The organism is uncultured Hyphomicrobium sp., assembly GCF_902826555.1.
Taxonomy (GTDB): domain Bacteria; phylum Pseudomonadota; class Alphaproteobacteria; order Rhizobiales; family Hyphomicrobiaceae; genus Hyphomicrobium_C.
This window is the reverse complement of record NZ_CADEFI010000001.1, coordinates 72,151-96,069: the sequence shown is the minus strand read 5'-3', so window position 1 is coordinate 96,069 and position 23,919 is coordinate 72,151. Positions and strand designations below refer to the sequence as shown.

Annotated in this window: 17 protein-coding genes and 1 pseudogene; 12 read left to right on the top strand and 6 right to left on the bottom strand. The window is 65.7% G+C overall.

The window, feature by feature from the left end; genetic code table 11:
* Window positions 1–440, top strand: a pseudogene (locus tag QZV93_RS00415) (HAD family hydrolase); the annotation flags it as partial.
* Window positions 441–456: 16 nt separating this feature from the next.
* Window positions 457–1,152, top strand: coding sequence for an MgtC/SapB family protein (locus QZV93_RS00410; protein WP_295555025.1), 696 nt, complete (start codon window positions 457–459; stop codon window positions 1,150–1,152).
* A gap of 15 nt (window positions 1,153–1,167) precedes the next feature.
* On the opposite strand, the gene QZV93_RS00405 is transcribed toward QZV93_RS00410, so the two are convergent.
* Both QZV93_RS00405 and mgtE read right to left on the bottom strand, forming a co-directional pair.
* Window positions 1,168–2,811: a CorA family divalent cation transporter gene (locus QZV93_RS00405; RefSeq protein ID WP_295555024.1), complete on the bottom strand. Its 1,644-nt coding sequence runs from the start codon at window positions 2,809–2,811 to the stop codon at window positions 1,168–1,170.
* Window positions 2,812–2,932: 121 nt separating this feature from the next.
* Window positions 2,933–4,312, bottom strand: a complete 1,380-nt coding sequence (gene mgtE / locus QZV93_RS00400) for a magnesium transporter (RefSeq protein ID WP_295555022.1) — start codon at window positions 4,310–4,312, stop codon at window positions 2,933–2,935.
* Between the two features lie 271 nt (window positions 4,313–4,583).
* On the opposite strand from mgtE, the gene QZV93_RS00395 reads away from it, so the two are divergent.
* From QZV93_RS00395 to QZV93_RS00380, 4 genes are all read left to right on the top strand, one after another.
* Window positions 4,584–5,729: a polysaccharide deacetylase family protein gene (locus QZV93_RS00395; RefSeq protein WP_295555020.1), complete on the top strand. Its 1,146-nt coding sequence runs from the start codon at window positions 4,584–4,586 to the stop codon at window positions 5,727–5,729.
* Between the two features lie 146 nt (window positions 5,730–5,875).
* On the top strand, window positions 5,876–6,913 hold the full coding sequence (locus QZV93_RS00390; protein WP_295555018.1) for a polysaccharide deacetylase family protein: 1,038 nt from the start codon (window positions 5,876–5,878) through the stop codon (window positions 6,911–6,913).
* Between the two features lie 268 nt (window positions 6,914–7,181).
* Entirely contained in the window at window positions 7,182–8,303 is a 1,122-nt protein-coding gene (locus tag QZV93_RS00385) for an efflux RND transporter periplasmic adaptor subunit (protein WP_295555016.1), read from the top strand.
* Complete coding sequence (locus tag QZV93_RS00380) at window positions 8,303–11,374, top strand: efflux RND transporter permease subunit (RefSeq protein ID WP_295555015.1); 3,072 nt, start codon at window positions 8,303–8,305, stop codon at window positions 11,372–11,374. The genes QZV93_RS00385 and QZV93_RS00380 overlap by 1 nt, the downstream gene beginning before the upstream one ends.
* 20 nt (window positions 11,375–11,394) lie before the next feature.
* Here QZV93_RS00380 and QZV93_RS00375 read toward each other — a convergent pair whose 3' ends face one another.
* Window positions 11,395–12,144 (bottom strand): SDR family oxidoreductase, encoded by a 750-nt coding sequence (locus QZV93_RS00375; RefSeq protein ID WP_295555014.1) that lies wholly within the window; start codon window positions 12,142–12,144, stop codon window positions 11,395–11,397.
* Window positions 12,145–13,174: 1,030 nt separating this feature from the next.
* On the opposite strand from QZV93_RS00375, the gene QZV93_RS00370 reads away from it, so the two are divergent.
* Complete coding sequence (locus QZV93_RS00370) at window positions 13,175–14,332, top strand: EAL domain-containing protein (RefSeq protein WP_295555013.1); 1,158 nt, start codon at window positions 13,175–13,177, stop codon at window positions 14,330–14,332.
* Between the two features lie 91 nt (window positions 14,333–14,423).
* Complete coding sequence (locus tag QZV93_RS00365) at window positions 14,424–15,290, top strand: TIGR01459 family HAD-type hydrolase (RefSeq protein WP_295555012.1); 867 nt, start codon at window positions 14,424–14,426, stop codon at window positions 15,288–15,290.
* Between the two features lie 30 nt (window positions 15,291–15,320).
* Here the strand turns inward: QZV93_RS00365 and QZV93_RS00360 are convergent, their stop codons facing one another.
* On the bottom strand, window positions 15,321–16,319 hold the full coding sequence (locus tag QZV93_RS00360) for an NAD(P)H-quinone oxidoreductase (RefSeq protein WP_295555011.1): 999 nt from the start codon (window positions 16,317–16,319) through the stop codon (window positions 15,321–15,323).
* A gap of 142 nt (window positions 16,320–16,461) precedes the next feature.
* On the opposite strand from QZV93_RS00360, the gene QZV93_RS00355 reads away from it, so the two are divergent.
* The 3 genes from QZV93_RS00355 (at window position 16,462) to QZV93_RS00345 (ending at window position 19,015) form a co-directional block, all read left to right on the top strand.
* A complete protein-coding gene (locus QZV93_RS00355; protein WP_295555009.1) occupies window positions 16,462–16,653 on the top strand; it encodes a DUF1192 domain-containing protein in 192 nt (63 codons plus the stop codon).
* A gap of 157 nt (window positions 16,654–16,810) precedes the next feature.
* On the top strand, window positions 16,811–18,079 hold the full coding sequence (locus QZV93_RS00350) for a hemolysin family protein (protein ID WP_295555008.1): 1,269 nt from the start codon (window positions 16,811–16,813) through the stop codon (window positions 18,077–18,079).
* Between the two features lie 381 nt (window positions 18,080–18,460).
* Window positions 18,461–19,015 carry a DUF1465 family protein gene (locus QZV93_RS00345; RefSeq protein WP_295555006.1) on the top strand — a complete coding sequence of 185 codons (555 nt, stop codon included), beginning with the start codon at window positions 18,461–18,463 and terminating at the stop codon, window positions 19,013–19,015.
* Window positions 19,016–19,159: 144 nt separating this feature from the next.
* Here QZV93_RS00345 and rpmE read toward each other — a convergent pair whose 3' ends face one another.
* Window positions 19,160–19,390, bottom strand: a complete 231-nt coding sequence (gene rpmE / locus QZV93_RS00340) for a 50S ribosomal protein L31 (protein ID WP_295555005.1) — start codon at window positions 19,388–19,390, stop codon at window positions 19,160–19,162.
* Window positions 19,391–19,749: 359 nt separating this feature from the next.
* Here rpmE and QZV93_RS00335 point away from each other — a divergent pair, with 359 nt between their 5' ends.
* Entirely contained in the window at window positions 19,750–21,582 is a 1,833-nt protein-coding gene (locus QZV93_RS00335) for an ABC transporter transmembrane domain-containing protein (protein WP_363156290.1), read from the top strand.
* A gap of 53 nt (window positions 21,583–21,635) precedes the next feature.
* On the opposite strand, the gene QZV93_RS00330 is transcribed toward QZV93_RS00335, so the two are convergent.
* On the bottom strand, window positions 21,636–23,897 hold the full coding sequence (locus QZV93_RS00330; protein ID WP_295555003.1) for a hypothetical protein: 2,262 nt from the start codon (window positions 23,895–23,897) through the stop codon (window positions 21,636–21,638).
* Window positions 23,898–23,919: the final 22 nt, after the last annotated feature.

The following is a 23,919-nucleotide window of genomic DNA, read 5'->3' as shown; positions in this document are numbered from 1 at the left end:
AATCGTTCCGGCTGACAAGCCTCGCGTTCACCCGTCCCGCTTCCCGAACGACCGCGCTCGCCATCGTTCGCGCGTTCGAAACGGCCGGCGCGCGCGCCACGCTGAACGCGATCTGGGCGCTGGCATGGCTCGGCGGCTACGACAAGATCACCGCGGCACGCAAATTCCTGCCCGACGCGATCGGCTTGGACATCGACGCCGATCTCGACAGCGTCGTCTTCATCGGCGACTCCGCCAACGACGCCCCAATGTTCGCCCACGTTCCCAAATCCGCCGGCGTCAGCACCGTCACCGAGCACCTGGCCGATATCCCGAAACCACCCGCATGGATAACCCGAGGTGCGGGTGGAAACGGCTTTGTCGAGGTTGCAGACGCCATCCTCGCCGCACGCGCCACCCAGCCCCTGCGTCCGGCGCGACGCGTCGCAGGAACCCCGTGAAAGCGGAGCGCGCAGCATGAACCAGCACCACATTGAGATCGCGACCCACATCGGCGCCGCCTGGGCCGCCGGGAGCTTGATCGGGCTCGAACGCAGCTTCCACGGCCGCCCGGCCGGCTTCCGCACGCACGCCCTCGTCTGCCTCGCCTCAGCGCTTCTGATGGTCGTAACGGCCTATCAGTGGGACTGGCTCGGAAGCGGCGTGCCCATGGAAACCGTGCGCACCGATCCGACACGCATCGCGCAAGGCATCATGACGGGCATCGGCTTTCTCGGCGCCGGCGTCATCTTCAAGGACGGCCTCACGGTGCGCGGCCTCACCACCGCCGCCTCGATCTGGATCACGGCGGCGATCGGTATCCTGTTCGGCGTCGGCTTCTTCTACCCGGCCACGCTGGCGACGCTCGCCACGCTCGGTACGCTGGCAATCTTCCGGCGCATCGAGGCTTGGATCCCGAGCCACACCTTCGGCCAGCTCGTCCTGCGCTTCAACGAGGGTCAGATTCCACCCGAGGGAGACGTGCGCAGCGTCATCACCAAGCAAGGCTTCTCGATTGCCAACATGAGCTACCGGCTGGACCGGGAAGCAGGCTTCTTCGAGTACCGCATGATGGTGCGCACCGCGAGCAAACACGCCATTGAGCAGCTCGCAGGCGAGCTGAGAAAGCGCGTCGATCTCATAGAATTCCGCATCTCGCCCAGCGGCGACTAGCCAGAAGCGGATCGCTCAGGACGGCGATTTTCCGAACCAGACGCGCATCAATGCCCGCCAACGGCGGCCCCAGCTCACCGTCTCGTCCGAGAGTGCATCGAGGAAATCCGAAAGCCGCCGCGACTTGACGACGGTGTAGAGCGTCAGGAACGCCGTCGGCACGAAAACGGCAAAAAACGCTGCCACCTTCCACCAAGTCGGCTCCTGCGTCCAGTCGAACAGGTTCATGCCGATGAAGCCCGTCGTCACCGTGCCGACGAGACCGAACGTCGTCACCACCGTCAGGCGAACCACCGTCTCGTTCTGCTTGCGGGTGGCCTCCACCTCGAGGAAGTTGCCCATGTCCTGCAACTCCTCGCGCACCTCGCCATAGAGGCTGTCGAGCTGCAGATGGCGCCGCGTCATGTCGAACAGCTCACGCACCTGCGCTTGGTGTGAGATGTCATGGAACCAATAGCGGTGTGCGAAGCGCAGGAAATTCTCGTGCGCATGGCGGATATCGCGGCGGAAAACGCGGTTCGCCTTGGCATTGGTGATTTCGAGCCGGCTCACCGCGCCCACCAGCCGGTCCGAGAACATCAGAAGCGATGCCTTCTGGAAGTGCGCGATAAGAAACATCAGAAAATGCTGGTGGCGGAACCGGGAGAGAATGCCGTTGTTGAGATCGGTATAGAACGTGTCGTCCGAGTCTCCCGTCACCACCAGCGTATCGCCCGAGGCGTGAAACCGCACGTTGGAGGCCTTCTCTCCGCCGCCTGACATGAAGTTGCGATCGTAGCAGTACCGTGTCTCGAAATCGGAGAGGTAGGCGTCCGAATAGGGGAGCGCCGCGTTCTCGCCGGCCTCGTTGCCCAACGCTAGCCGAATGGAATCCGAGCGCGACAGCGCCTCCGACCGTTCGAGCGAAAGATACGCCATGTACGGCATGCGGTAGTATTCGAGCTGCCGGTAGCGCACGAGGCCCTTCACGTCCGCATGATGCAGAACCATGGGCGCCAGCAGGAATTCCCAATGCGCGGCCGTGGTCGGCGCTCGGTGACGGCAAACGAACGACAGAAACTTTTCGCGGTTCTCGTAGTCGGATTGCGCCAGCACCTGTCCTTCGACGCCGAGCCATTCGACCTTCCACGGGCAATGCCCGCCGCGGCCGTCGCGCGACTCCCAATAGGCAGGATAGGCGCGCCCGAACCGGAACATCAGACTTTGCGCCGTCGTGAGCGGAATATCGTCGGCCCACACCTCGAGCGCGAGAATTGCGATGTCGATATCGTAGAAAAAGTAGAGGTCGACGTGTGCGATGTTGAGCATGACCGGCTCACCGCCCTTGTCGAGCGTGATGCGCGCGGCCGAGACGTCGGTCCGGCGCATCACCCTGATCGGACTTTCGCCATAGACCTTGCTCACCGAGCGTCCGAGTCCCTGGCCATAGAGAAAGCGCTGCACCGGCGGCAGGAATGTCACGAATTCGTTGTAATGCCGGGCCTGGAACTCGCACGGGTCGCCGAACTCGTCATCGAGCTCCCGCCACGGGTTGTCGGGGCCCGGCTTTTCCAGATGCTCCCAATGGTCCTGCAGCGGCGCACCCTCGTCGAGGGGCAACAGATAGACCGGCCAGAGCAGGATTTGGCGCAGATGCCTGACGCGTTTTTCTTGATCCATGGCGACCGGGGTGTCTCAGGCTGCTGGACGCGTTCGCCCCCTGATAACCAGGTGTGCCGCCGCCCGGCAAGCGACAAACTTCCGCCCACCGTCATTTAAGCTTCATAAAGTGCGAAGCAGCCTACAGCAGGAACACCGACGCCAGCCCGAGGAAGGCGAAAAAACCCACGCAATCCGTGACCATGGTCACGAACACGCCGGACGCCGGCGCCGGATCGAGCTTTAAGCGGTCGAGCGCGAGCGGGATCAGAATCCCGGCCAGCGCCGCCGCGAGCAGGTTCACCACCATTGCAGCCCCGATCACCCCCCCGAGTCGGCTCGAGCCGAACCACACGAACACGATAAGCGCCATGATCACCGAGAGAATGAGGCCGTTCAAAAGACCGACCAGCGTTTCGCGCGAAATGATGCGCGGCGCATTGGTCGAGCCGAGCTTGTTGGTTGCAAGCGCACGCACCGTCACCGTCATGGTCTGCGTGCCGGCGTTGCCTCCCATGGAGGCGACAATCGGCATCAGCACGGCGAGCGCCACCATTTGCTCGATGGTGGCATCGAACAGCCCGATCACGAACGATGCCAGCACCGCAGTGCCCAGGTTGACGATCAGCCAGGGCACGCGGCTCTTCGCCGTCTGAAAGACGCTGTCGGCGAGGCTTTCGTCGCCCACGCCACCGAGGGCCCTCATGTCCTCGTCCGCCTCGTCCTGGATGACCTCCACCACGTCGTCGACCGTGATCACGCCGACCAGCTTCCCGTTCTCGTCGACGACCGGAGCCGAAAAGAGATCGTAGCGCTCGAACTGGCGCGCCACCTCCTCCTGATCGGCGGTCGCGAGCACCGTATCGAGATCGGTCTCCATGATGTCGGAGATCGGCACGTCGCGCTTGGAGCGGAGAATCCGCGAAAGCTCAACGCTCCCGATCACGCGGAACGTCGGATCGACGACGAAGATCTCCGAAAAGCTGTCCGGCAGATCGTCGCTCTCGCGGGCGTGCTCGATGACTTGCTCGACCGTCCAGTAAGGAGCGACGGCGACGAAGTCGCTCTGCATGAGACGGCCGGCAGAATCCTCCGGATAATCGAGCTGCCGTTCGAGGGCCGCGCGTTCGCCCTTGGGCAATTGCGCAAGAATCTCGTCCCGGTCCTCCGGTTCGAGATTCTCGATAAGGTAAGCCGCGTCGTCCGTATCGAGCTCGGTGACGGCCCGCGCCAGGAGCTCGTTCGGCAGCGCCTCCGAGAGCTGGTCGCGAACCGTCTCGTCGATCTCCGACAGCACCTCGTAGTTGAAGGCGGGCCCCAGCGCCTGGATCAGCGCGACGCGATGCTCGGCGCTGAGCAGCTCGATGACATCTGCGAGATCGCGAGGGTGAAGGTTAATCACCAGCCCGGCAGCACGCCGGCTGTCGCCGTCGTGCAACGCGATCGCGACATCGCGCACGAGATCGGCGACGCTGATGGCATCGGTCTCCGGAGTGGGTTGCTGTTCGTCGAGACCCGACATCGAGACTCCAAGGGCGAAAGGTCTGCGGCACAGAGTCCCTGGGGCCGCCGCGAAGGCAGCCCGCTCGGCGCTACAAAAACAACAACGGAGGGACCTCTGCTCAGGGTCAGGCCCTTAGCATAGCCGTCACTCTCACGACACTCCGATCCGCCAAAAATGAGCGGCTTTCATAAGCGGTTGCAAAATAGCTACTAACTCTTTTACGAACCGTGGTTCAATGCAGCTTCGTGCCTCGATAAGCCGAACGGCAGGGCATAGGGGAGATGATCGAATGCGCGCCTGTCGGTGCACATGGCTGGCCTTGAGTCTCGCGATGGCCGCGAGCGCCGGCTCGTTGTCGGGTTTTGACCGCGCCTACGCCGAAACCGGACCGAGCACGCCGGCCGCGAGCACACCCGCCGCCACTGGGCAGGCGCTCTCCGTCAATCCGGCCGCTGGCGCCGAGGCCAACCTGAAGCCGACCATCGCTGCGGGCTGCGCGGACCGTGCGGACGTTCTCGGTGTCTCCCGCATCGTGGAGATCGACACCACGACAGGCCCTGCCTTCGGAGACCAATACCTCAAGACCGAGCCCAAATTCCTCGAGCCCGGCGAGATCGTCCTCACCTTCGACGACGGGCCGATGCGCCGCTACACGCTGCCGATCCTCGACGCCCTCGACGAGCAGTGCACGAAAGCGACGTTCTTCTCGGTTGGCCGCATGGCTATTGCCGATCCGGCGACGCTGCAGGAGGTGGCCCGTCGCGGGCACACCATCGGCACCCACACCTGGTCGCACAAGAAGCTCTCGGGCTTGAGCGCGGCCGCCATGAAGCGCGAGTTCGAGCTGGGCCTGTCCGCCGTCGCCGCCGCCACCGGCGCGCCCATCGCACCGTTCTTCCGTTTCCCATACCTGGGCTACAGCAAGTCCAGCATGGACTACATCAAGAGCCGCGGCGTCGGCATGTTCGGCATCCACGTCGATTCGAAGGACTTCCGCACCCGGAGCCCGGGCGTGGTGCTTCGCAACGTTCTTGCGCAGCTCGACCACGAGAAGAAGGGCATCATCCTTTTCCACGACATCCAGCCGTCCACGGCCGGCGCGCTTTCGAGCCTGCTCACAGAGCTCAAGACCCGCGGCTACAAGGTCGTGCATTTGGTCGCCAAGGCGAGCCCGGTCACGTTGCCCGAGTATGACGCCATCGCTGAAAAGGCGCTCAAGGCAAAATCCGTTGCGGCCGCCAACGTGCCGCTGGCCGACCGCGCAGCGACATGGCCGGTCTCCGGTGCCGCGCCCGACGATGTGGCGTCGGCCCCCGCTGCCGGCGACAAAGCCTCGGCGAAGTCCGGCGCGCCGGCGCACAGGTCGTCCAGGCCGTTCGACTGGGCAAACCCTTCGAACGACCCCTGGCAGCTCAAGTCCTTCGGCCACGAATAGCCGCGCACGCCCGCTGAGCTGAAAGACCGAGTCCCAAATGCCGCGCCAGCGCGGAAAAGCGCCGGACCGGGGCCCGCGAGCCTTGTTGCTGCAGCCGAATTCACCGAAAGTCCGCGCGCCATCGAGCTTCGGGAGCCGCCATGCGAGTGACCAGGATATCGACCGCCGCCGCAGCGCTCGCCGCGTGGATTGCCTCTGCATCCGCGTCGGCCGCCGTCGACTGTCCGGAACCGGACAAGGCGCTCGGCGTCTCGCGCGTCCTCGAGATCGACACCTCTGGCGGGCCGATGTTCGGTTCGGCGACCAAGCGCGAAAAGGAACCCGACTTCCTCGCCGAGGGCGAGGTGGTCCTCACCTTCGACGACGGCCCCGTGCCGTGGGTCACGAAGCCGATCCTCGACACGCTCGTTCAGTTTTGCACCAAGGCGACGTTCTTCTCCGTCGGCGATATGGCGCTCTCCTACCCCGACATGACGAAGGAGGTCCTGGCGCGCGGCCACACCGTCGGCACCCACACTTGGTCGCATCCGAACAACCTGCGGCGCCTCGATCTCGACAAGGCCAAGGATGAGATCGAGCGCGGCTTTGCCGCCGTCGCGCTGGCCGCGGGGACCGACATCGCGCCCTTCTTCCGCTTTCCCGGACTCAACGACAGCGACGAGCTCCTGAGCTACCTGCAGTCGCGCAGCATTGCGAGCTTCACCGTCGACGTGATTTCCAACGACAGCTACATCGGCAGCGCCAAGGGCATCGCCGATCGCACCTTGAAGCAGACCATCGCCCGCAAAGGCGGCATCCTGCTGTTCCATGATTTGAAGCGCCCGACGGCCAAGGCCCTCCCGGCGATCCTTGCCGGCCTCAAGGCCCACGGCTTCAAGGTGGTCCACCTCCGTGCCAAAAATCCGGTAGTGCCGATTGCGACCCTCGACGCCGAGTTGCAGCCGATCCTGGCCAAGGCCGCCGCCCGCAATCTCGTGCCGTTCTATGGGCCTACGCCGGGCCCGCGGACAGCGGACGGACAAGACCCCGCCGTATCCGAGCTCGCCCCGCCGGCCAGAACGCGGTTGACGGATCCCATGCCGGCCGGTGGCCAGCAGGCCTCCTCCGAGCCTCTGCGCCGCAGACCGGCCAACGTCCGCAACCGTCGCCACCGCCGACCTCACCGGATCGCGCCGGCGGCCTGACGGCGCCGCGCATTCACCAGCCACGCTCCTGTGAGGCACGGACGGTAGCTCCCGCCACATTTCGGGCGTAAGCTCGTTCGTCCCGCATGAATGCGAGTGCGAAACGGGATCCGACGGATTTCGATAGGTTGCAGCGTTGTCCTTCCGCTCGAAGAGTTCACGGACCCAACGACACGATGACCCGGCCTATCCCCTCCGGCTCGAACGCGACGAGACTTCCGCCGACTGAACGCTCCCGAAAGCGGCTGCCCAGGAACTAGGTGCCCGAATGCTGAAGGTCTGGATCACATGCGCCTTGGTAGCCCTCGCAGGCGCCGCGTACTATGTGGCAGACGAAAAAAGAAACACCGCCAGCATCTCTAAACTCCTGAAGGCCACCGAGGCGGCGAAAGCCCCCCGCAACGTATCCAAGGACGCGCGGCCCAGCAGTGTCGCCGTCGAGGCAGCGGCAGCCGTGTCCACCACGTCGACCGAGGACCTGCGTGCCATCGGCACGTTGCAGTCCGACGAAAGCGTGCAGATCACATCCGAGATTGCAGGCCGCATCACCGAGATCCCCCTGTCCGAAGGGATGCCCGTCAAGGCGGGCGACGTCATGGTCCAGCTCGACAGCGCCCTCGCCAACGCGGAAGTGGCGGATGCCCAGGCCCGCTACAATCTGGCGGTCGGCAACCTGGGCCGCGCCAACTCTCTCGCCCAGTCCGGCAACGTCACCGAGCGCGCACGCGACGAGGCCTCCACCAACGCCGAGACGACGCGGGCAGCCCTGGAGCTCGCCAAGGTCCGCTTGTCCAAGCACACGATCCGCGCCCCCTTCGGCGGCACTTCCGGCATCCGCAAGGTCTCGCCTGGGGCATACATCGAGGCCGGCCAGGCGATCGTCAATTTGGAGAAAATCGACACCTTGAAGATCGATTTCAAGTTGCCGGAACTCTACCTCTCGCAAATCGCGAACGGCCAGACCATCGAGATCGGCGTCGATGCGCTGCCGGGCCGTACGTTTGCCGGCACCATCTATGCAATCGACCCCCATATCGACATCAACGGCCGCGCGCTGAGCATCCGCGCCCGTCTCGACAACCCCGGGCTGACCCTGCGCCCCGGCCTCTTCGCTCGCATTCGCGTCAAGGGCCAGGTCAAGCGCAATGTCCTCGTCGTCCCAGAAGCGGCCATCGTTCCGCGCGGCGAGGACAAGATCGTCTACGTCGTCAGGGATGGGCAAGCGCGCGAAGCCAAGGTCGAGGTCGGCAGCCGCAACGGCGGCATGGTGGAGATCCTGGAAGGCCTTGCCGAGAACGCGATGGTGGTCACCGCCGGCCAACAAAAGCTCAAAGACGGCAGCGCCGTCGAGATCGTGGTGGGCGCCAACCCCACCGCGCGGGGGACCTGATGGGCCTCTCCGAGTTCTGTATCCGGCGCCCGGTCTTCGCCACCGTCCTGAGCCTCGTCATCGTGCTTCTCGGCATCGTCTCCTACACGCGCCTCACCGTGCGCGAGTACCCGAACGTGGACGAGCCCGTGGTTTCGGTGCAGACGCGCTATCCCGGCGCCTCCGCCAAGATCGTCGAATCCCAGGTCACGCAGATCCTCGAAGGCTCCATCGCTGGCATCCCGGGCATCGACGTGATCGACTCGCAGAGCCGCTCCGAGCAGAGCCGCATCAGCGTGCGCTTCCACCCCGACATCGACCAGGACGTGGCCGCGAGCGACATTCGCGACCGCGTCTCGCGCGTGCGTGGCCGCCTACCCGACGAGATCGACGAGCCGGTCATCGCAAAGGTCGAGGCCGACGCGCAGCCGATCATGCTTCTGGTGTTCAACAGTCCGGTGCTCTCCCCGCTCGAGATCACCGACTACATCGACCGTTTCGTCATCGACCAGCTGAAGAACCTGAACGGCGTCGCCGATGTGACGATTTACGGCGAGCGCCGCTACGCCATGCGTATCTGGATCGACCGCGAGCGCCTCGCGGCATTCGCCCTCACCGTTCAGGACATCGAGACCGCGCTGCGCGCCCAGAACGTGGAGCTGCCGTCAGGCCGCATCGAGAGCACGAACCGCGAGTTCAGCGTGCTCTCGCGCACAGGCCTCGTCACGCCCGAGGAGTTCCGCAACATCGTCATCAAGGTCTCGGGCAACCATCAGGTGAAGCTCGGCGAGGTGGCACGCGTCGAGCTCGGCGCCTTCGACGAGCGCCGCGAGAGCCGCTTCGAGGGTGGCACCGCCATCGCCGTGGGCGTCATCAAGCAGGCGGTGTCCAACCCGCTCGACGTCTCGAAGGCCGTGCGCGCCCTCCTGCCGCGGATCAACCAGTCCATGCCGAACGGCATGCAGGCCCATGTGGCCAACGACGACGCAATTTTCATCGAGCGCTCGATCGAGGCCGTTTACCACGCCATCGGCGAGGCCATTCTGCTCGTCGTGCTCGTCATCATCTTCTTCCTGCGCTCGGTTCGCGCCTCCATCATTCCGATCGTCACCATCCCGATCTCACTGATCGCCACCTTCACGCTGATGCTCGTCTTCGGCTTCAGCGTCAACACACTGACGCTCCTCGCCATGGTGCTCGCCATCGGCCTCGTCGTCGACGACGCCATCGTCGTTCTGGAGAACATCTACCGCCACATCGAGCGCGGCATGAAGCCGGTGCAGGCGGCCATCCAGGGTACGCGCGAGATCGGCTTCGCGATCATCGCCATGACGCTGACTCTCGCCGCGGTGTATGCGCCGATCGCCTTCGCGCCAGGCAAGACCGGCCGCCTGTTCCTGGAGTTCGCGCTGACGCTGGCGGGCGCCGTCATCATCTCCGGCTTCGTCGCCCTCACGTTGACGCCGATGATGTGTGCGCGCCTCCTGCGCCACAACCCGAAGCCCGGCAGGGCATTCCTCGCCATCGAGGGCCTGCTGAACGGACTTGAGGCCGGCTATCGCCGGCTGCTCGCCCTGGCCCTGCGCCATCGTCCGACAATTCTCCTTCTCGCCCTCGCCGTCGCGGGATCGTGCGTCTTTTTTTTCCAGAACCTCAAGTCCGAGCTTGCGCCGGTGGAGGATCGCGGCGTGATCCGCGTGCGCGGCACCGGTCCCGAGGGCGCAACGCTGGCTTATACCAGCCGCTACAGCGCCGAGGCCGATGCCATCCTCGCCGACGTCCCGGAGATCGCTTCACGCCTTGTCATCAACGGCAACCCCGAGGTCTCGGGCTTCCTGATCTTCGCGCCCTTGAAAGACTGGAGCGACCGCACGCGCACGCAACAGGAGATCACGCGCGAGATCAGCCCCAAGGTCCGCCGCATCGCCGGCGTATTCGCCTTCGCGCCCAATCCGAACGCGTTCGGCCAGCGCGGCTCCTCGAAGCCGGTCGAGTTCGTGGTACAGTCGTCCGGCTCCTACGAGGATCTGGAAAAGCTCTCCAATACGCTCATGCAGGCGCTCGAAAGCTACCGCGGCCTCGAAAGCCTCGAAACCGACCTCAAGCTCAACACCCCGGAGTTCCGCATCGAGATCGACCGCGCCAAGGTCTCGGATCTGCGCCTCGACGTGAACGTTGTCGGCCGTACGCTGGAGACGCTTCTCGGCGGCCGCCAGGTCACGCGCTTCGAGATGAACGGCGAGCAGTACGACGTCATGGTGCAGCTCGACATCCCGGACCGCTCGACGCCGGCCGCGCTTCACACGATCTTCCTGCGCTCGCCGACCGGCGAGATGATCCAGCTTTCTAATATCGTCAAGGTGGTCGAGAGCGTGGCGCCCAAGGAGCTGAAGCGCTTCAACCAGCTCCGGTCGGTGACGATCTCGGGCACCATTGCGCCGGGCTACGCCTTGGGCGAGGTGCTGGAGCACATCGAGCGCACCGTCGACGAGGTGCTGCCGAAGGACATCCAGACCGACGTCAACGGCCAGAGCCGCGATTACCGCGCCTCGAGCCAGAGCCTGGCCCTGGTCTTCGTGCTAGCGCTAGCCTTCATCTACCTCGTGCTGGCGGCCCAGTTCGAGAGCTTCCGCGACCCTCTGATCATCCTCCTGACCGTGCCGCTTTCCATGTGCGGCGCGCTCGGCATGCTCTGGCTGGTCGGCGGATCGCTCAACGTCTACTCGCAGATCGGGCTCGTGACGCTGGTCGGCCTCATCACCAAGCACGGCATTCTCATCGTCGAGTTCGCCAACCAGCTCGAGGCCGAAGGCAAGGCACGCCTGGAGGCCGTGGTCGAGGCCGCGAGCCTGCGCCTGCGTCCGATCCTGATGACGACCGGCGCCATGGTGCTCGGCGCCGTGCCGCTGGCGCTCGCCGTGGGCGCGGGTGGCGAAAGTCGTCAGCAGATTGGCTGGGTCATCGTCGGCGGCATGAGCCTCGGCACGGTGCTGACGCTGTTCGTGGTGCCGACCGTGTTGAGCCTGATCGGCTCGTCGCACCATCAGGCCGCCGAGCCCGACGCGCATCCCGCCGCCTCACCCGCCGAGTAGCCGGAATTAGCTGAAACGCCCTAGCACCAGCGCCGTGCGGCACCGGCCGCGTCGAGCACGTGGCCCGACACGCTGCGGCCCTTGCGGCTCGCAAGTTGCAGCGCGACCACGGCGAGATCCGCATCCGAGGCCTGAGCATCCCCGCCCATCGCCGCGATGGAAGACGGCGGCCCGACTGCGTTGATACGAATGCCGGTCTCGGCCCAATCCTGCGCCAGCCCGCGCGTGAGCTGTCCCAACGCGCTCCTCAGCACGTCCGCGATCATCATCGCTCGGCCGCCCGCCGCGTCCTCGATGCGCACGACGTTGAGAATCGAACCTTCGACCCAGACCAGACGCATGCGGTTAGCCGCGATCTCCGTCAGTCTCAGCGGCAGACGCAGCACGTCGGACGCGGCAGCGTCGGCATCGTCCGCCAGCTCGAGCGCACACACGGCGCCGGCATTCACCGGCACCAGATTGATCACCGCATCGATGCCGCCGAAATCCTGTGCCGCGGCCTGCATCAACCGGCGCACATCCTCGTCGCTGTCGAGCGGCGTGTTGAAAAGCCGGATCTCCGCCGAGTTTTCCGCCAGCACAGCGGACAGCTCTGTCATCTCGGGGCTCTCTTCCGGCGACTGAATGATGAGACGGGCGCCGTGATCGGCGAAGGCGCGGGCAACGTCGAAACCGAACGTCGACGTGAGGCCCGTAATCAGAACGCGAGCACCGGCAAGCTCCGGTGCCACCACAGATTCACACGCGCGCTGAATGACGCTCATCAACATCAGGGCAGTCTCCTCGATACGCCGGACAATAAGGCGGCCCGGACAGAGCGATTACCATGCCGATTCGCCTAACGACCTCTAAACGGCGCCCCGATTCGGGTGGCCGGTAGGCTGGCCAATGGCTGATTTGCGACTCTCCCCTGAGAATATCGCCCGATACCGGAAAAGCGGGTCGGCCATCCGCGATGCATCCGCGCCACGCTCCGCCTAAGTCGTCAATCCAGCTTACGAAATACTGGTGATACCACGGGGCGTTCACGTTGCCATACGGGGGGAACAGCACGAACCTCCAATGAGCGATTCGCACCGGAGTCGGGTGCCGCGTCTACGGAAGTATTTGGGGGAAGAGCAGAATATGGCGCGAAATCAAACAACTTCACAGACCGTTGTGGTGGTGGCCATGGGGTTGGTCGCCGGCGCAAGCGCCGTAGCGCTGCATCAGCACGCCGGACTGCCGGGGCCTGTCGCCGCGACGGCGGCGCTGTCTGCTTACCTCCTTCTGCTCACGGTCCACGCTTTCGCGTGGCGGAGAGCGCCCGGCAATCCTGAGGCGGCACGGTCTCGCGGCATTCAGGCCGCCACGCAGCGCCGCCTCCCCGAGAACGCCCCCAAGGCAGCTCCGTCCATTCCCTTGCCGCAACCTCATCAAGGCGCCGTCGCGCGCGCGCCACAGCCTGCGCAGCCCCCAATGGCACCGCGGGCGCCAGCCGCTCACGTCCCGACGCCCCAAGGCGTGCGCCCGGGCCAGCCGCCCGCGCCCGACCTCAAGCCGCGCGCGCCGCTCCCTCCGGTGCCTCCGCCGCTGCCCCAGGGAGCTGCCGCGCCGCGTCAGGTCGACCGCTCGGTGCCGCCGCCGCTTCCAGCCGCGGGCCCGCTTCCGACGCCCTCCCGTAACACCCCAGCCCCTATGGCCGACGACCTTCAGGACCTGTGGTCCTTTCGGCCAGCTACGGCCGGGCAAAAGCTTCCCCCGTTCGTAACCGGTCGCGCGTCGGCGGCCGCGCCGGAGCCCAAGTTGCCGGATCCGGCAATGACCCAGCCCGTTCCGCCGTCAGCACGGCCCGCGCCGCCGAGCGCACCGCGCCAGGCGGACGTCGAGGTCATTCAGGACGCCATCAAACGTCTTCTCGAGGAGGTCAACGCCGCCGAGCAGACGCGCAACCTGCCGCCGCAGGCATCCGCATCGGTGCCGCCCCCTCTTCCAGCGCAGCATGCCCCCGCGATGCCTTCGCCTGAGGCGTCCATCGAGCGTTCGATCGAGGCGCTGCGCATGACCGCTGGCACCATGCGTTCGGCCATCGGCGCCGACGTGCCGGCTGCCCCGCCCGCAGTTGCAGCCGCGCCCCAGCAGCAGCCCGCTCCGCCCTTCACCGCCGGCGTGCGCCCGCGGGCGGCATCGCCCGCCGACGCGCGCGCACGTCTCATGGCGGACGCCATCTCGGCCGGCCGCATCGACGTCGCGCTGGAGCCGATCCTGGGCCTCGAGGACCAGCAGACGCGCCACTATGAAGTGAGCGTGCGTCTGCGCGATGCCGACGGCAATCCGCTTGACGTGGCGCCCGACGGCCCCGACCTGCGCGGCACCGGCCTGCTTCCGCTGTTCGATGGCGTACGCGTGGCACGCACGGCCGCCGTGGCGCGCCGGCTCGAGGACCGCGGCAAGGGCGGTTCCGTGTTCTCGGCTTTCAGCGGCGAATCCGTCGCCGACGAGCACTTCCTCGGCGAGTTGGCCGAGACCCTGCACCTGCGCGCAAGCCTGGCTTCGCAACTCGTGCTCTCGTTCACGCAGACCGACGTGCGCGGGTTCTCGACTCCCGAGTGGGATTCGCTCGCCGACATGCGTGCGCTCGGTTTCCGCTTCGCCATCTCGCACATGACCGATCTCGATATGGACTTCGAGGCGCTGGCCGAGCAGGGCTTCGTGTTCACCAAGCTCGATGCGTCCGTGTTCCTGAACGGGCTTCCCGCCCCGAGCGGACATATCTCCTCGGCCGACGTTTGCCGCCATCTGGCCAGCCACGGCCTGACCCTCGTCGTCGAGCGCATCGACAACGAGGAACAGCTCGCCCGCGTCTTCGGCTTCGGCGTGCTGCTCGGCCAGGGCCAGCTGTTCGGCGGTGCGCGCCCCGTACGCGCCGAGGTCGCCAACGACCGCGTGCGCAGCAACGGCAGCACCGTCGCCGCGTAAACGACAATCCTCCGGGCTGCGGTCCCAACGCCGCAGCCCGGACAGCCCGCCGGCGCTTGCCGAAACATCGAGCACCGACTACGCATGCGGCATGACCACATCCGCTGCCGTCGCGCCTATCCCTATTCTCACCTCGATCGCCGGCCTCGCCGCCGGGCGCGACGTCTGGCTGACGGACGTCTGGGGCGTGATTCACAACGGCGTCGCGCCATTTGCACACGCGTGCGAGGCCGCGACACGCTACCGCCTCACCGGCGGACTCGTCATTCTGCTGTCCAATGCCCCGCGCCCGGCCGAAGCCGTCGCCGCTCAACTCGACCGCATCGGCGTACCGCGTTTCGCCTGGGATGCGATCCTGACGTCGGGCGACGCCGCCCGCACCCTCGTCGGCGCGTTCGCCGGCAAGCGCGTCTTCCACCTCGGCCCCGAACGCGACCTCACGCTTTACGACGGGCTTGACGTCACGCTCTCCGAGCCGGCCGAGGCGGATGCGATCTCGTGCACGGGCCTCTTCGACGACGAGATCGAAACGCCGGACGACTACGCCGCCCTGTTGGCCGATCTTGCCGCGCGCAAGCTGCCGATGATCTGCGCCAATCCCGACCTCACCGTCGAGCGCGGATCGAAGATCGTCTTTTGCTCGGGCGCCCTCGCTGCGGACTACGAGGCCAAGGGCGGCAGCGTCGCCTACGCCGGCAAGCCATACCTTCCGGTCTACGACATGGCCTTCGCCATGATCGAGACGCTCAAGGGCAAGCCCGTGCCCAAGGAGCGCATCCTCTGCATTGGCGATGGCATCCGAACCGACATCAAGGGCGCAGCGGCAGCGGGCCTCGACAGCGTCTTCATCGCCAGCGGCGTGCACGCGCCCGGCGGCCTCACGAGCGAGACGTTGACGACGCTCTTCCCCACCGCCGACATGCGCCCCATCGCCGCCATGCCCGGCCTTGAGTGGTGACGCCCTCTCCGCGCAAGCGGAGGCACTGAGTCAAACCGTCAGCACGATCTTGCCGATGTGCTGGCTGGTTTCCATGCGCGCATGAGCGTCGGCAGCCTGCGCAAGCGGAAACGTGCTGTCGATCACCACCTTGACCTTGCCGTCGGCCACGAGCGGCAACGCGTGGGCTTCGACCGCGCGCGCGATCGCACCCTTCACGGAAGTCGGCCGGATGCGCAGCGTCGAGCCCGTCAGCGTCAGCCGCTTGAGCATCACCCGCATCATGTCCACGGTCACTTTCGAGCCCGACTGGTAGCCGATGTTGACGAGCCGCCCGTCGTCGGCGAGCGAGCGGATATTGCGGTCCACGTAGTCCCCGCCCACCATGTCGAGAATGACGTCGACGCCGCGCCCTTCCGTCTCCGTCTTGACCGCCTCCGCGAAATCCACCTGCGTATAATCGACCGCGCGGCGAGCGCCGAGCGCGAGACACGCTTCGCACTTCTTCGTCGTGCCGGCCGTGGCGATGACCTTGGCACCGAGCGCCGCACCGAGCTGGATCGCCGTCACGCCGATACCGCTCGTGCCGCCATGCACGAGCAGCCATTCACCGCTCTTCAAGGCGGCCCGTTCGAACACGTTGTGCCACACCGTGAAGAAGGTCTCTGGGATGGCCGCCGCCTCGACCATCGAAATGCCCTTCGGAACCGCCAGCGTCGCCGGCTCCTCGGCGACGGCATACTCGGCATAGCCGCCACCGTTGAGCAGGGCCATGACCGCTTCGCCTGGCTTGAACCGCGATGCGCCGTCGCCAACGGCCGCGATCCAGCCTGACACCTCAAGCCCCGGTAGCTCCGAATGTCCCTTGGGCGCTGGATAGAGTCCCTTTCGCTGCAGAACGTCGGGCCGGTTGACGCCCGCCGCCGCGACCTTGATCAGCACCTGGCCCGGCCCCGGCTGAGGCACCGGGCGCCCTTCCGCGACGAGCACCTCCGGTCCGCCTTTGCCCTGGATGGCGATGGCGGTCATGGTCTCGGGCAAAGATGGCATCGAACGCTCCTCGCAATGATCGTCGCCGCGTGCATACCCGCGCGCGCACCAACACACAACCTGCGGCACTTGTGACGGCCCCGCGAAAGTGCCACGCTCCCGCGAGACAAAGAAACGCAGATATGACGCGGGAGGAACGGCCATGGACTGGGACGATACGAGACCACCGCCACCCAGATCCGCGAGCCTCGGCGACAATCTCGAAACGCTCTCGGTCGCCGAGTTGGAGAGCCGCATCGCCGCTTTTTCCGCTGAAATAGAGCGCGTCAAAGCGGAGCTGGCAAAAAAGCAGGCACACGAAAGCGCGGCCGAGGCCCTGTTCAAAAAACCTTGATCGGCCGCCGGCGGAGGATCCCGCGGGGCTCCGGCGTTGCACGCATTGACCCCCGGCCAGTCCGCGGGCTAGCATCCGCCCCTTCGCAACATGGAGTGGCTTTGACGCAAGGCGTGCATATCCAAAAGCACGGCCCACCAAGTCAGCCGCAAAAATCTTGATAGAACTTCTGATCGTCCTGGGCCTCATCCTCTTGAATGGCCTCTTTGCGCTTTCCGAGCTGGCCGTCGTCTCCGCCCGCCAGCCCCGTCTCAAGGCCCTGGCCGCCAACGGAAAGGCCGGAGCACAAACCGCCCTGGCGCTCTCAGCCGATCCGGGCAAGTTTCTTTCTGCCGTGCAGATCGGCATCACGTTGATCGGCATCATCAACGGTGCCTACTCGGGCGAGACATTCGGCGAATACGCCTACACGGCCTTCCGCGATCTCGGTCTTTCGGAGACGGCTGCGGCGGCGCTCGGATACGGCTCCGTCATCGCCGTCATCACCTACCTCTCGGTGATCGTCGGCGAGCTCGTGCCCAAGAACATCGCCCTCCGCAACGCCGAACGCATCGCCTGTCTGGTCGCCCCCGCGATGACGGCGTTCTCGCGCATCGCCCGCCCCGCGGTCTGGCTGCTCGACAACTCGACGCGCCTCGTCTTCCGCCTGCTGGGCCAGGCGGAAACCACGGAAAGCCAGGTCTCCGACGAAGAGATTGCCATTCTCATTTCCGAAGCCGAGGCCGCCGGCGTCATCGAATCCCACGAGCGCGAGATGATCTCCGGCGTCATGCGCCTGGGTGACCGCACGGTGGTCGGGCTGATGACGCCGCGCACGGATGTGGATTGGATCGACATCGCGACGGCGGAGACGGAGATCCGCCAGCAGCTCATCGACACGCCCCATTCGCTGATCCCCGTCGGCGAGGGCAACATCGATACGCTGATCGGCGTCGTCCGCACGCGTGAGCTTCTGGCCGCCATCCTGGACGGCAAGCCGCTCGACATCCGGCCTTATATCCACAAGGTTCCGATCATACCGGAGACCATGGACGCCCTCGATGCGCTCAACATCCTGCGCGGAGCCGATGTCCCCGTCGCCCTCATCCACGACGAGTACGGCCACTTCGAAGGGTTGGTCACGCCGGCCGACGTGCTCGAGGCCATCGTCGGCGTCTTCAAGTCCGAAGGCGAGGATCCCTACGCGACCCAGCGCATCGACGGATCGTGGCTGCTCGCCGGCGCCATGCCGGTGGACGAGATGGCCGCCAAGCTCACCATCGCTCTCGAGCCGAAGCGCAGCTATGCCACGGTCGCTGGATTCGTGCTGGCCCAGCTCCAGCACATCCCGAAAACCGGCGAGATCGTCGAAACGAACGGCTGGCGTTTCGAGGTCGTCGATCTCGACGGCCGGCGTATCGACAAGGTCCTCGCCTCGCGGCTGTAGACGCGTCGGTAACCTTGCCCGTCCCCAAACGTCCCCGATTGGGGCAACACGTTTACCGAGCACGCTCCTGCATTCGTGAACGCCAAATCGATTCGAAATCGTCAACCGTTAAGGCTTCGTTAGGGAACGGCGAGTAGTCTTCTCCTCATCCAGACATCTGGATCCTGGGGTGGTGCCTAGCCACCCTGTTTGACGCCTCCCTGTTGACTTCTGAGCCGCCGCGAGGCGGCTCATTTTTTTTCGGCGCGGCTCTTGCAAGGCATTTTGGGCGGATCCTTCCTTTGGATTGTCTTCTTCTTGGCCAATTTTGTTAACTCTGGCCTCTTAGGATCTGCTGGTGTTAGGGTGAGAGAAAAGTAGGCGTCTGTGTCGAAGCGTGTCATGAGCAACGGTTCCAGCGTAGAAAATCTGTTTGCGGCCAAGGGCGAGACGGTCTCCTTCGGAGAGCGTTTCCAAGCCTCCGAGCAATTCGACCGCGTGTTTTCCGAGGGCATGGCCCTGGTCGAGCGCTCCGCCGCGTATCTCGACGGCGAAGGTCGCCGCGAGAGCAAAGGCCTCCCAAGCCAAGTCACGGTTTTGTACGCAACCGAGAGCATGCGCCTAACGACGCGTCTTTTGGAGCTCGCGTCCTGGCTTCTGATCCGCCGCGCTCTCAAGGAAGGCGAGATCACGCCCGAGGAAGCCGAGGCCAAGCGCGCACGCGTCAAGCTGCAGACACTGGGACGTCCGGCTCACACCAAAGGATTTACGGATCTGCCCGAGGGACTGCGCGGTCTCATCGACGCAAGCTTCCAGCTCCACGATCGCATCGTCCAGCTCGATCGCGCCATGCTGCCGCCGAAGGTCGAGGAGGCAGACGACGCGCCGATCAATCCGGTCGCGACCCAGATCCATACGCTCGAGCGCGCCTTCGGCCTGCGTCGCGCCGCCAGCTGAGAAAACAGGCATCGTGAATGAGAAAAGGCCCGGGGCATATACGCCGCCGGGCCTTTGTCATGTCGTGGCCAGTCTGCCGACAAAACAAAAAGGCCCCGCACACATGCGGGGCCTTGAAAATACGAATAGCCGTAAAGTCGACGACTACTCCTTGAGGAAGCCTTCGAACTTCTTCTTGAAGCGCGACAGACGGCCACCGCGGTCCATCAGGCGCTGATCGCCGCCGGTCCACGCCGGATGCGAAGTGGGATCGATATCGAGGTGAAGCTCGTCGCCTTCCTTCCCGTAGGTGGAATACGTGACGAACTGCGTACCATCGGTCATCTTGACCGTGATCTGGTGATAGTCGGGATGCAGATCGGGATCTTTCTTCATCGGCGTGCTCGCGTTCGCTGTCAAAATGGGGCCGATGGTGCTGAGCCGCGCAAAAGTTGCGCAACGCACCAAAAGCGGCGGAATGCCGGACGGCACGACCCCGAATTTCTGGATGCGCTTCTATAGTCGAGATGCCCGGCCGGCACAAGCACCGAAAAGACGAGGTGCCACAAGGGGTTTGCGACCGGATCGCCCGCCAAGACAAGCCGTTTACACTGCCCAAAGCGCGGCATTCCGCGCTACGCTGCCCGTGGACGTTGACGACGCCCGCCCATGTCGCGCATGGTCCGCCACGATAAAGTACGAGAGAGACGCGAAAAAACGCAGTCCAGGGAACGCCTAACGCGAAAGACTAGGAAGTGAGCTCGAAGGAAACCCCGCGCATCCTGACTGTCGCCGGCCAGACCGGCTCACCCTCGCCCGACGAGCCCTCGCCCGCTCGCCCGTCCTTGCGCCCGCTCCTCGCCTTGAAGCCCTATCTTATGCGCCATCCGGCCGCCCTTGCCGGAGCAGCCGTAGCGCTCGTCGTCTCGGCGCTTGCCATGCTGACCGTCCCCATGGCCGTGCGGCGCATGATCGACAATGGCTTCGGCCATCACGACGGCAGCATGATGGACCAGTATTTCGCCATGCTGATCGTCATCGGCTTCGTGCTCGCGGTCGCAAGCGCCGCCCGCTTCTATCTCGTCAACTGGATCGGCGAGCGCGTGGTTGCGGACCTGCGCTCCGACGTCTTCGCCCACCTCGCCCGCCTCGGCCCCGACTTCTACGAGCGCACCCATTCCGGCGAGGTGATGAGCCGCCTTACCGCCGACACCACGCAGATCAAGGCCGTTGCCGGATCGGCGATCTCGCAGGCGCTCCGCAACGCCATCATGCTGGTGGGCGCGCTCACGCTGATGATCTTCACCAGCCCCAGCCTGTCGCTTCTCGTGCTCATCGCCATTCCTATCATCGTGTTGCCGCTGATCGGCTACGGACGCGTCGTGCGCCGCCTGTCGCGCCAGGCCCAGGACACGCTCGCCGAAGCCTCGGCCTACGCAGCCGAGAATCTGGCGGCCGTCCGCACCATGCAGGCGTTCAGCCACGAGGATGCGGTCGCCCGCCGCTTCCAGGTTGCAGTCGAGCGAGCCTTCACCGCCGCCAAGAACCGCCTCATCGCGCGCGCCGGCCTGACCGGCCTCGTCATCCTGCTCGTCGTGACGAGCATCGTCGGCGTGCTCTGGTACGGCTCATCCGCCGTCATCAGCGGCGAGATCACCGGCGGGCGATTGAGCCAATTCGTCATCTACGCGCTGTTCGCCGCCGGCGCCTTGGGCGAGCTCTCCGAAGTGTGGGGCGAGACCACGCAGGCTGCGGGCGCCGCCGAACGCATCACCGAATTCCTTACCATCGAGCCCGAGATCAAGTCCCCCGAAAATCCGGTGCCGCTGCCGGTGCCCGTCAAAGGCGAGATAGAGTTCCGCGCCGTCCGCTTCGGCTACGCGAACCGCCCCGGCGCCGCGGCCCTCGACGATGTCTCGTTCCACATCGCCCCCGGCGAGCGCGTGGCCCTGGTCGGTCCCTCAGGAGCCGGCAAGTCGACCGTCCTCAACCTGATCCTGCGGTTCTACGATCCGACGAGCGGCAAAGTGCTGATCGACGGCGTCGACATCGCCACCTTCGCACTCGACGACCTGCGATCCATCACGGCGGTGGTGCCGCAGGAAGTGGCACTGTTTGCCGACACCGTGGCCGAGAATATCCGCTACGGCACACCCAACGCAACCGAAGCCGAGGTCATGCACGCCGCCGTCGCCGCCCAGGCGGACAGCTTCATCCGCGCGCTTCCCGAAGGTTACGCGACCCGTCTCGGCGAGCGCGGCGTCTCGCTCTCGGGCGGCCAGCGCCAGCGCATCGCCATCGCGCGCGCAATCCTGAAGAACGCGCCGATCCTGCTCCTCGACGAGGCGACCAGCGCCCTCGACACCGAGAACGAGATCGCCGTCCAGCGCGCCCTCGAAAGCCTCACCAAAGGCCGCACGACCATCGTCGTCGCGCACCGTCTCTCCACCGTGCAGAATGCCAACCGCATCCTGGTGCTCGACAAGGGCCGCATCGTCGAGAGCGGCACGCATACGGAGTTGACCAAGAAGAGCGGCCTTTACGCCCGTCTCTCCGAACTCCAGTTCGGCTCCGAAGCCGCAGAATAGCCAGCCTCTTTATTCCGGCTTCGGCGTCGCAACGCGCGAACGGCGCCGAGAGCCTACGGTGTCTCGCCCGATGAAGCGGCCGCAGATGCCGCCGCCGACTGCTGCCCATGCCGGAGAAGCACGTCCCGCGCCCGCGCCGCGACGGCGTCCGCCATCGCCGCCTGCCCCTCGGCGGTGGGATGAAACGCGCCGCCGTAGGTCGCCGCAAGCAGCACCTGGAACCAGGAGAAGCTGTCGAGCTTCAGCACCTTTTGCATCACCGATCCCGCCGCATGAAAATTGCCGGTGAGGAAGGCGTCGTTGGGCGTGCGGAACCAGCGCAACCGCGCCGCATAGGGCTCGTAGTGCGCGGGATTGTAGGGCAGCCACGCGCCGCCCTTCCGGCGCGGCATGCGGAGATCGTCGACCAGCGGACCGAGCCCGTTCGTGTGCCCCGCGCAAACGCCACGCCCGACGAACGTCTTGCGGTGCGCATTGGCAAAGCTCCACCCCAATCCGCCCGCACTCGTCTCCATCACCTGGTCCAGCTTGTCGGCCAGCCACGAGCTGGAAAGCGCCGCCTTCTGCGTGATCTTGAACTCGTTGAACACCTCCATGCCGGCCGAGCCGTCGCGGCACATGTTGCCCGCATCGTCGAGCAGCGCGAACGGCGGATAGGACGTGAGGATGACGCGGTCGCTCTCGTCCCACGGCACGTGCAGGATGCCGTGCACGGCGCGGTTCATCGCCTTGTAGCGCTGGTCGAGGCGCGTCAACAGCTCCTGGCTCTCCTTGTTGCCGTGCACCTGGCCGAACCAGCCGCCAAGACTGCGCACAAGCGACTCGTCTGAGAGCACCGCGTTGGCTACAAGACGCGCGAAGCCGATATCGTTGCCGCCGACCGACATGAACACGAGATCGATCTTGCGCGCTTTCTCGTACGGGCATTTCGACAGCGTGAGCCCGCCCATCAGCTCGGGGATCACGCCGTGCATGTGGTAGGCCTCGGGCATATCCACCACCGGCGCATCGCGCTTGCCGCATTGCGCATCCGCCGCCGCCGAGATCTGCGAAAGGTCCGGTGGATTGGGCACCCACTCGTTACCCTTGTAGCGCAGGAACAGGCCCCACGTGACCTCGGCGCCAGAGCAGGCAAAACCCGCATATGTCACAGCCCGATGCGGATCCTCGACCGCAAGCTCGAGAGCGGCCCGCAGCTGATGCGAATAAAGCGAACGGTGGCACGCCTGATCGAGCCAGCGCGCGTTGCCCTCGATGAATGCCGCATCGCCGACCTGCTTCCACGCACCGATGCGCGCGGGATAGCCGCCGAGATCGTCCGACTTCGCGGCCTTGCCATACGCGACCGAGCGCTCGGCCGAGAATCGCACCGGCACGTCCGGATTGCCCTCGCCGGAGCCGAAGCTGTCACCGAGGCCGACCACGAACAGATCGCGCACCTTGATCTCGGTCGAGGCCACCGCGATGCCTCCAACCTCCACACGCACGGAAAGCCCGGACGGATAGGGCGCCGCCAGCAGCATCGGCTCGCCGCACGGCCGCATGACCGCACTCTCGGGCCCGGCACTCTCGCCAGCCTTGTGCAGCTCCGCCGTGATCCAACGGCACTCGATGTCCGGCTCCGGCATCCCCTTGAGCGTCACCACCACCTTGTGATGGCTCGGATTGATGTAGTCGCCCTTGTCGGGGCAAACGTAGCGGTTCGTCGACGACGACCAGCACGTCTTGCGGTACATGGTCTCCGCCCATCCGGATTCGTGGCGGCGCGCCAACGCGTGCTCGGCGGCAAGCACGGGCGCGGAAGCCCGCTGCTCGGGACTGAGCGCCAGATACGTCGCCCGATGCACTTCCGTATCCTTGGGATCGGCAAAAAAGCGGAACGGATTTTCGACCCGCCATTCGATTTCGACCGTGGTGGGAACCGGCTCGCCCAGGATCGGCAGATGCGGCTCACGCGGCGGCGGAGCAAGCAGCGGATCGAGAGCATCGCCGATCGACGTGCGCGGCTGGGCGCCTTCATCCGGTGCAACGACGGGCGGCGCAACGGGTGGCGCGGCGTCGGCCCCCACCGCGTCGGGCGCCTCCGCCGGCGCTGTCACACCGGGCGCTGCGGCTTCTGGCACCGCAGTCTCGGGCGCATCAGGTTCGGAACCCTCGGGTTGATTTGCATCGAGCGGCGCGGTCTCGAGCGGAGCGGCCTCGAGCGGAGCGGCCTCGATGGGCGGAAGCTCCTCCGTCACATTTGCCGGTTGCGCAACAGCCGTCCCCGCCGCGAGAGCGGCAGTCGCAAGCCAGAGGAAGAGAACCCGCACCATGCCTGACGTCGATCCCGGTAGC

What these genes read in the sequence shown, in the direction of transcription:
- QZV93_RS00410 (WP_295555025.1), top strand. Translation starts at nt 457, where the DNA reads ATGAACCAGCACCACATTGAGATCGCGACCCACATCGGCGCCGCCTGG.
- QZV93_RS00405 (WP_295555024.1), bottom strand. Translation starts at nt 2,811, where the DNA reads ATGGATCAAGAAAAACGCGTCAGGCATCTGCGCCAAATCCTGCTCTGG.
- mgtE (WP_295555022.1), bottom strand. Translation starts at nt 4,312, where the DNA reads ATGTCGGGTCTCGACGAACAGCAACCCACTCCGGAGACCGATGCCATC.
- QZV93_RS00395 (WP_295555020.1), top strand. Translation starts at nt 4,584, where the DNA reads ATGCGCGCCTGTCGGTGCACATGGCTGGCCTTGAGTCTCGCGATGGCC.
- QZV93_RS00385 (WP_295555016.1), top strand. Translation starts at nt 7,182, where the DNA reads ATGCTGAAGGTCTGGATCACATGCGCCTTGGTAGCCCTCGCAGGCGCC.
- QZV93_RS00380 (WP_295555015.1), top strand. Translation starts at nt 8,303, where the DNA reads ATGGGCCTCTCCGAGTTCTGTATCCGGCGCCCGGTCTTCGCCACCGTC.
- QZV93_RS00375 (WP_295555014.1), bottom strand. Translation starts at nt 12,144, where the DNA reads ATGTTGATGAGCGTCATTCAGCGCGCGTGTGAATCTGTGGTGGCACCG.
- QZV93_RS00370 (WP_295555013.1), top strand. Translation starts at nt 13,175, where the DNA reads ATGACCCAGCCCGTTCCGCCGTCAGCACGGCCCGCGCCGCCGAGCGCA.
- QZV93_RS00365 (WP_295555012.1), top strand. Translation starts at nt 14,424, where the DNA reads ATGACCACATCCGCTGCCGTCGCGCCTATCCCTATTCTCACCTCGATC.
- QZV93_RS00360 (WP_295555011.1), bottom strand. Translation starts at nt 16,319, where the DNA reads ATGCCATCTTTGCCCGAGACCATGACCGCCATCGCCATCCAGGGCAAA.
- QZV93_RS00355 (WP_295555009.1), top strand. Translation starts at nt 16,462, where the DNA reads ATGGACTGGGACGATACGAGACCACCGCCACCCAGATCCGCGAGCCTC.
- QZV93_RS00345 (WP_295555006.1), top strand. Translation starts at nt 18,461, where the DNA reads ATGAGCAACGGTTCCAGCGTAGAAAATCTGTTTGCGGCCAAGGGCGAG.
- rpmE (WP_295555005.1), bottom strand. Translation starts at nt 19,390, where the DNA reads ATGAAGAAAGATCCCGATCTGCATCCCGACTATCACCAGATCACGGTC.
- QZV93_RS00330 (WP_295555003.1), bottom strand. Translation starts at nt 23,897, where the DNA reads ATGGTGCGGGTTCTCTTCCTCTGGCTTGCGACTGCCGCTCTCGCGGCG.